The organism is Corallococcus sp. CA054B (genome assembly GCF_003611625.1).
Classification (GTDB): Bacteria; Myxococcota; Myxococcia; order Myxococcales; family Myxococcaceae; genus Corallococcus; species Corallococcus coralloides.
This window is the reverse complement of sequence record NZ_RAVY01000431.1, coordinates 1-476: the sequence shown is the minus strand read 5'-3', so window position 1 is coordinate 476 and position 476 is coordinate 1. Positions and strand designations below refer to the sequence as shown.

Annotated in this window: 1 protein-coding gene; it reads left to right on the top strand. The window is 66.2% G+C overall.

All coding sequences use genetic code 11. The features are described 5' to 3' along the window. Positions 1–291: 291 nt before the first annotated feature. A partial coding sequence (locus D7V80_RS41185) for a hypothetical protein (protein ID WP_147447419.1) occupies positions 292–476 on the top strand: 185 nt, incomplete at its 3' end.

Genomic DNA, 476 nt, shown 5'->3' with positions numbered 1-476 from the left:
ACCCCGCCCCGTCGCGGGCGCGCTACCGCGACCCGTACCGTAAGTTTCTCGCGACGTCGAAACGCGAGGCGCGGAGCCGGGCGCGGAAGGCCCGTCGTCCCTGTCATGCCGGTTCGCCATGGGTCCAGTGTACCCCTCACTCCAGGATTCCATGTTTCTCGGCCCGGCCGTCTGCCCGGTTGCGTTTGAAATCGCGCGCTTCCGTCAAAACCCGTGATCCCGAAGCAACCTCCAAAGTCCTGCGCGGATAATGCGGGAGAAAAAAGACCCAGACGCGACAGGAGAGGCCTCATGTCCTTCGGTATTGGCTCCAAGCTTGATTCGGTGATGGCCCGCATCCGCGAGGCCACGGCGGAGCGCGCGGCGGCCGCCAGGTCCGTGAAGGAGCCCCTGCCGGACGCACCGGACGCCAAGCCGCTCAACCCCGCGGAAGGCCGCTACCTGGACTCCTTCGAAGAGGAGCGCGCCAAGAAGAT